Below are 6,887 nucleotides of genomic sequence, written 5' to 3'. Positions count from 1 at the left end.
ATTGAATCATCGTTAATCATGTGAACATTTTCTGGAGTATCAGGAACGTGAAGTGAAATAACGTCAGCCTTAGCGTAAAGCTCATCTAAGTCGTCAACGTAGTAGCCCTTCTTTTCCAATTCTGGGTTCTTGAAAATATCGTAGGCAATAACTTTAGCGCCAAAGCCTTCCATAATTCTCATAAATACTTGACCAATATGACCAGTACCAACAACACCGACTGTTTGGTCACGTACTTCACGACCAATTGTAGGTGCCCAGCGAAGATCATGCTTAGCGATTTTTTCATCCATTGCCTTATCTTGACGTAGAACTCTGGCAGCCTGAATGGCAGCATGTTCAGCAATGGCATCTGGTGAATAAACAGGAACATTAGTGATCTTAAAGCCTAATTCTTTAGCTTTCTTTAGGTCAATGTTGTCAATACCAACGTTACGGATTGACCAGTTATGAATACCTAATTTATCTAAAGCTTCAATTGTGTCAGCCTTATAATCAAGTTGCTGGTAAGTTACGACACCGTCAGCACCCTTAGCTAATTCAGCTGTTTCAGGGGTAAGAAGTTGATCAGTATAATCAACCTCAATATCCTTGTGCGCTTCCTTCCATTCATGAACATATGGTTCCTCGTCTTTACGAATGGCATAAGCATAAATTTTAGTCATAAAATCTAACCTCCAAAGATTATTATTGTTATCTCTTGTGCTATTATACACTTGCTCAAAATGATTTAAAAATATAAAATTGTGAAAAATAAATTTTTGCAAAAACCGCGCCGCAGTAGTAATCGCTTACAATATTGTGTATCAAGGGATTAAGCAATATTAAAAAAATTACGAATTTTTTTGCTGAGGTCGTGAAAAAAATAACAGCATTTTTGAGCAAATCATATCAAATTTTATGTCAAAATAGTACTGGTAAAATTACTGAAATTTTGAGTCCCCGTGAAAAAACTATATAATGAAAGAAATGAATAATAAGGAGAAGAATATGATCTTAATTTCGTGGAATATCGACTCACTAAATGCTGCTTTAACCGGAACTTCCTCGCGTGCAGTGGAGACACGTAAGGTTTTAGAAAAAATACATGCCCAAAATGCAGATATTGTTGCCATTCAAGAAACAAAATTACGCTCCACGGGTCCTACTAAAAAACATTGGGAAATATTAACTAAAGAGTTCCCTGAATATGATATAGTCTGGCGTTCATCTGAAGAACCAGCTCGTAAAGGTTATGCCGGAACTATGTTTTTATATAAAAAAGAACTTAAGCCTAAAGTAACTTATCCTATAATTGGAGCGCCGGAGCCAATGGATCACGAAGGCAGAATTATTACTTTAGAGTTTCCTGAGTATTTTGTCACGCAAGTATATACCCCCAATTCTGGTAATGGCCTTAAGCGTCTGGATGAACGGCAAGTGTGGGATGAAAAATACATCGCATATTTGCAGCAATTAGATCAGGAAAAACCGGTCTTGGCTAGTGGTGATTACAATTGTGCGCACCATGAAATCGACCTGAAGCACCCTGATACTAATCATCATTCTGCCGGCTTTACTGATGAAGAACGGGCAGATTTTACCAAAATGCTTAAAGCCGGTTTTACGGATACTTTTAGAAAACTTCACGGTAACGTTGAGGGGGTCTATTCTTGGTGGGCTCAAAGGGTAAGAACTGCCAAAGCAAACAACTCAGGCTGGAGAATTGATTACTGGCTGACAAGCAATAGAGTTGCTGACAAGGTCAAGCGTTCTGAAATGATGGATACGGGAGAGCGCGCCGATCATTGCCCAATTTTACTGGAAATAGACTTATAAATAGCTAGCAAAAGAGATCCAAAGGATTGAAGTGCTCCCTAAAATTAGGATAAATTGGGGGTCATATCAGGTTGGGTTTCTTTTTCTTTTGTGTAAAATAATTTTGAGGTGATGTGAATGAATGAGCCTCTGCAAGATGCCATTCTTAACGGTTTGTATGATCCCAGTTATCCGGGACATGAAGTATTGGGACCAAAGCTCCTGCAAAATAATAAACAGGAGAACATTTGGCTGACTTTGCGGCAAGAGCTGCTCAGCTGCAACACTTTTACCTGGGCAGTGGCTTTTGTGACACAGGACATGCTTGTCCCCTTTAAAGTAGTCATGGCCGATTTGGCTAAAAGAAACGTTACGGGTACGTTAATTACAGGTGACTATTTAGGATTTAACAATCCCAAAGTTTTCCGTGAATTAATGAAGATTAGCAACTTAACGGTAAAAATTACGCCCCAAGCAGGTTTTCATGCTAAAGGCTATCTCTTTGACCATGATGACTGGCAAACTTTGATTATTGGCAGTGCTAATTTTACCCGTGCGGCACTTTTAAGTAATTATGAGTGGGCTTTGAAAATTAGTTCGAAGAATAATGCGACACTGACAACACAAATTGCTAAACAGCTGCATGAATTAAAAAAGACGAGCATGCCATTATCCGCAAGCTGGATAAGAGAATATGAACAAAATTGGGTAAAGCCACAACCGCATTCCCAGGTTTATGTTAATGAAGCAGCTAAAATTGTACCAAATAAGATGCAAGAAGAAGCATTGCATGAACTAAAGGGGCTAATTGATAGTGGACAAAAACGAGGTTTAGTAGTTTCAGCGACTGGAACTGGTAAAACGTATTTAGGGGCTTTTGCGGTTAAAGATTTTAAACCGCGCAAGTTTCTTTATGTAGTCCATCGTGAACAAATTGCCAAAAAAGCTTTAAAAAGTTTTTACCAGGTAATTGGCGGCAATCCAACTGATTATGGCTTGTTAACCGGACATAAGCACCAGCTTGAGCGCAAATATATTTTTGCCACCGTGCAGACTTTAAGTCAGCCGGATATCCTTGCCAGCCTAAGTGCAACAGCCTTTGACTATATTCTGATTGATGAGGCTCATAGAGCAGCCGCACCAAGTTACCAGAGAATTTTTGCCAAGTTTAAGCCGCAGTTTTGGCTGGGGATGACTGCCACGCCAGAAAGAATGGACGATCAGGATGTCTATAGATTGTTTGATTATAATCTAGCTTATGAAATCCGCTTGCGGGAAGCGTTGGAAGAAAAAATGCTGGCTCCTTTTCATTATGTGGGCGTTGCAGACTATGAAGTTGCTGGTGCAAGCATTGATGAGACTGCCAACTTACGCAGATTACTGGCGCCCGAGCGGGTTGACTATGTCTTAAAGCAGCTGGATTATTACGGCTACTGTGGCTCTCAAGCTAAAGGATTGGTCTTTTGCAGCCGCCAAGAAGAAGCACGCGAATTAGCACAGGCTTTTTCAGAGCGCAAGCATCCGGCTGTAGCCTTAACCAATGAAGACAGTGAAAAAAGAAGACTGCAAGTGGTCAGGCAGCTGGAACAAGGTAAAATTGACTACATTATTACGGTTGATCTCTTTAACGAGGGAATTGATATCCCGGCTTTAAATCAGATAATTATGTTGCGGAATACGCAGTCCAGTATTGTTTTTATCCAGCAACTGGGTCGGGGCTTACGTAAATATCCGGGCAAAGATTATGTCACAGTCATTGACTTTATTGGTAACTATAAAAATAACTATTTAATTCCGATCGCTTTGAATCAGGATGACAGTCGTTCGCAGGATAAGGCGCGTGAAGAAAGTGTGCTCCCGAGCTTTATTGATGTTTCAACGATTAACTTTAGCCAAATTGCTTCTGCCAAAATTTTGGCTTCGCTGGATAAGATTAAATTGGACAGCATTAAGGAATTGCGGCAGTCGTACCAAGAATTAGCTGAAAAAATAGGTCGTCCGCCCCTGCTATTTGATTTTTACCGTTATGGCTCAACTTCACCAATGGTCTTTGCCAACAATCATAGTCTTGGGCATTATGGCGAGTTTCTGGCCAAGATGGGTGAGCCTGTAAAATTGAATGGCTATGAAAGTGCGGTTTTATCTTTTGTTACTAAAGAATTATTGAATGGCAAAAGGCCGCATGAACTGCTGCTTTTAAAGCTGCTTTTAGAAAAAGAGCAGGTTAGTCAAGAAGAATTTGAGAAAGAACTGCATGATTATGGTGCTTATGTTAATGAAAGAGTGTTAACTTCAGTTGAAAATATTCTTTCATTAAGTTTTTTTGACATCAAGCAGGGCAAGACAACCAAAAAAGAACAGTATGGCGGCCAGCCGCTTGTGGTTAAAGCTGATTTACTGGATTATGTATTAGCACCGCAATTGACGCAGTCTCTTTTGCAAAATAATACTTTTAAAAAATTGTTTGTTGATGTGATTAAAACCGGTTTGGCAATGAATCACAAGTATGATAATCAGAAGCAATTTACTCTTTATGAGCAATATGACCGTAAAGATGCCTGCCGATTATTAAATTGGCCGTTAGATGTTTCTGCACCAATGTATGGCTACCGTGTGGACGAGCATGAAACTCCTATTTTTATCACTTATCAAAAAGACTCAGCTAAAAAGCGCAATGCTTTATACCATAATACGCTAGAAGACGGCCGCTGTTTGCGCTGGTATACGCGATCGCCACGTCATCTAGAATCAGATGAAGTGCAGAGATTGCTTAATACGCCGCAAATGAGACTGTTGCTTTTTGTTAAGAAGAGTGATGCTATTGGCAAGCAGTTTTACTATTTAGGACAGGTAGATATTCAAAAAGACACGGTCAAAGAAGAATTGCTGGGGCCGAAGAAAAAAGCAGCGGTAGGGATGAATTTATTATTAGAAAAGCCGTTGAGTACAAAAATGTATGAGTTATTATTTGATGAATAAGAAAAAGTCTAAGAATTAATTTTCTTAGATTTTTTGTGTTAGCTGTAACGCTTCAAGAGTCGCCATTATAGAATTTTTGCTTGATAAGATAAATAAAAAATATTAAATAAATATTAATAAAATTATCTATTTTACCAATATTATGTTAAAATACTATAAAATTTAAATAAGTAGGCCATAAAAAGGAGGTAACAAAATGGCAGAACGTAACCTTAAAGATGCAGATCAAAATAAAGCTATCCATGCTATGCGTCAAGAACATCGAATTAATCGAGTTGTTTTACCAATTGCGGCTCTATATGTAGTCTTTTTAATGTGGACAGCTTTAACTAATTTTAGTTTGGCTCTTAAAATTGCTACAGTTGCATTTTTTATTACACTTGTCTATTTCGCTATCTCTGATACGATGTATCTGTATGACAAAATCAAAAAGAAACGTGAAAAATAATTTTAACTTTTAAATATTAAAAATAATCAAGATAAATGAAACTTTATGGCGCAGCCGTTAAGATCCACCGGAAGCTATACTATATCGTAGGGAAAAACCAATACGCCAAAAAGAGTAACTTTTAATAAATATTACAAGTAAAAAATAAGAGTTAGGATATTCTCCTGACTCTTATTTGTTTTAAACCGAATTCATCGCAATTAAATAATTATAGAAGTTAAGCTAAATCAAATTAACGCGCTACAAAAGTATTAGGCTTGATGTGCTGCAATATTTCGTAGCCTACATCTTTTTGGTCATTTTCATTATCATCAGTTTGATTTAAAAACATCACAATACCGTTTTGATTATCTGCAGTTAGCTGCATCCAGGTACCAAAATGAACCCCTTTAAAACTCCCATAGGCGTTTTTAATATTATCGTTATTATATAAATAAAGTCCGCCCGAATAATTAACTACCTTGCTTTTTAAGTGTGTTAGATAATAAAAATCGTTTTTACTAAGAATAGAGCCATCTGTTAAACCAACTTGCATTTTGTAATATTCTTCTGTTGTAGTAAATAGATTACCGGCACCTGGAATCTGTGAGACTAAACTCTTTTTAAGATAAGCGGCTTGCTGATAATTTTTACCACCATTCGAATAGTATGAAATGGGGTCTGTTTTACCCTTAGGAATGTTTTGGTAAAGATATGTATTCTGCAAGTTCAGCTTGTCAATAATTCGGCTCTGGATATTATCCGCATACGATCTACCGGTGATTTGTCTGATAATGCCTGTAAGTAAAATATAATTACTATTATTGTAATGATAATTACCTATTGTGTCGGATGGAGAAGAATTAATGTTGTTAACTACCCAGTTGATTGCTTTATCTTCCGAATAGTTTCGGCCCCTGTCTACTTCGGTTTTAGTTGCCATAATACCGGAGGTATGAGTTAACAGATTGCCTACAGTGATACTATCCGCATTTTTGAGGTTAGGATACCACCGGGATATTTTGGTATATTGAGTAAATTCATTGTTAGTGCCCTTGGTTTCGTTAATTAATTGTACTACCATGGCCGCAGTTATTACTTTTTGCAAAGAAGCTGTCGGATAGACGACTTTGCTATTGCCGTTACCGATACGCTTGCCATACCAAGCATAACCATAGCTAATTGTCTGTGGTACACCGTTTTTAACAACGGTGACAATGCCGCGAACATGATGTTTTTGCAAGGTATTTCTGACAAAATTATACATCTCTGTCTGCGAGCTGCTTGGAGCTGCTTCGACTTGTGTAGTAGAAACAGCGGCTAGGGGTGTCACGGCCATGACTAAGGACGTGGCTAGTGTAATGATTTTATGTTTCAAAATAGTTTTAATCTCCTTAAAAAGATAGTTGTATTATAAAACTTTTAAATTAATTAGGTTATACGAAAGGATTAAGTTTAGATAACGTTTGCTATTTTTGAGATACGAAATTGTGACAAATCAAGAAGATACGAGACAAATATTTTAAGGAAATCGTGGGCCAATTCAAACTAGATTGCGGTGAAGCTAGGCTAATTAATTGAGCAAAAATAATTCTGATATGATGAAGAAATATTTTTATTTCAAAAAAATGCAAAAAAGACTTGCAAAAAAGAAAAATACTTGCTAGTATTAATAACTGTCGTC

Annotated in this window: 6 protein-coding genes; 4 read left to right on the top strand and 2 right to left on the bottom strand. The window is 37.4% G+C overall.

Annotated features, from left to right (window positions below; translation table 11 throughout):
* The coding region (locus tag Q0R51_RS08810; protein WP_294758216.1) for an NAD(P)-dependent oxidoreductase at window positions 1–665 on the bottom strand (665 nt) is incomplete at its 3' end.
* A 325-nt stretch (window positions 666–990) separates the two neighbouring features.
* On the opposite strand from Q0R51_RS08810, the gene Q0R51_RS08805 reads away from it, so the two are divergent.
* From Q0R51_RS08805 to Q0R51_RS09085, 4 genes are all read left to right on the top strand, one after another.
* Window positions 991–1,818, top strand: a complete 828-nt coding sequence (locus Q0R51_RS08805; RefSeq protein WP_294758214.1) for an exodeoxyribonuclease III — start codon at window positions 991–993, stop codon at window positions 1,816–1,818.
* A 117-nt stretch (window positions 1,819–1,935) separates the two neighbouring features.
* Window positions 1,936–4,776, top strand: coding sequence for a DUF3427 domain-containing protein (locus Q0R51_RS08800; RefSeq protein WP_294758212.1), 2,841 nt, complete (start codon window positions 1,936–1,938; stop codon window positions 4,774–4,776).
* A gap of 196 nt (window positions 4,777–4,972) precedes the next feature.
* The gene (locus Q0R51_RS08795) at window positions 4,973–5,224 is read left to right on the top strand and encodes a hypothetical protein (protein ID WP_046324090.1); all 252 of its coding nucleotides are present in this window, start codon (window positions 4,973–4,975) and stop codon (window positions 5,222–5,224) included.
* Between the two features lie 35 nt (window positions 5,225–5,259).
* Window positions 5,260–5,349: an SLAP domain-containing protein gene (locus Q0R51_RS09085; protein ID WP_367178638.1), complete on the top strand. Its 90-nt coding sequence runs from the start codon at window positions 5,260–5,262 to the stop codon at window positions 5,347–5,349.
* A 107-nt stretch (window positions 5,350–5,456) separates the two neighbouring features.
* Here the strand turns inward: Q0R51_RS09085 and Q0R51_RS08790 are convergent, their stop codons facing one another.
* Complete coding sequence (locus Q0R51_RS08790; RefSeq protein WP_367178639.1) at window positions 5,457–6,470, bottom strand: serine hydrolase domain-containing protein; 1,014 nt, start codon at window positions 6,468–6,470, stop codon at window positions 5,457–5,459.
* Between the last annotated feature and the right edge of the window lie 417 nt (window positions 6,471–6,887).

The organism is uncultured Lactobacillus sp. (assembly GCF_946477725.1).
Taxonomy (GTDB): domain Bacteria; phylum Bacillota; class Bacilli; order Lactobacillales; family Lactobacillaceae; genus Lactobacillus.
The sequence above is the reverse complement of the archived record's forward strand: the minus strand, read 5'-3'. Positions and strand labels throughout refer to the sequence as shown.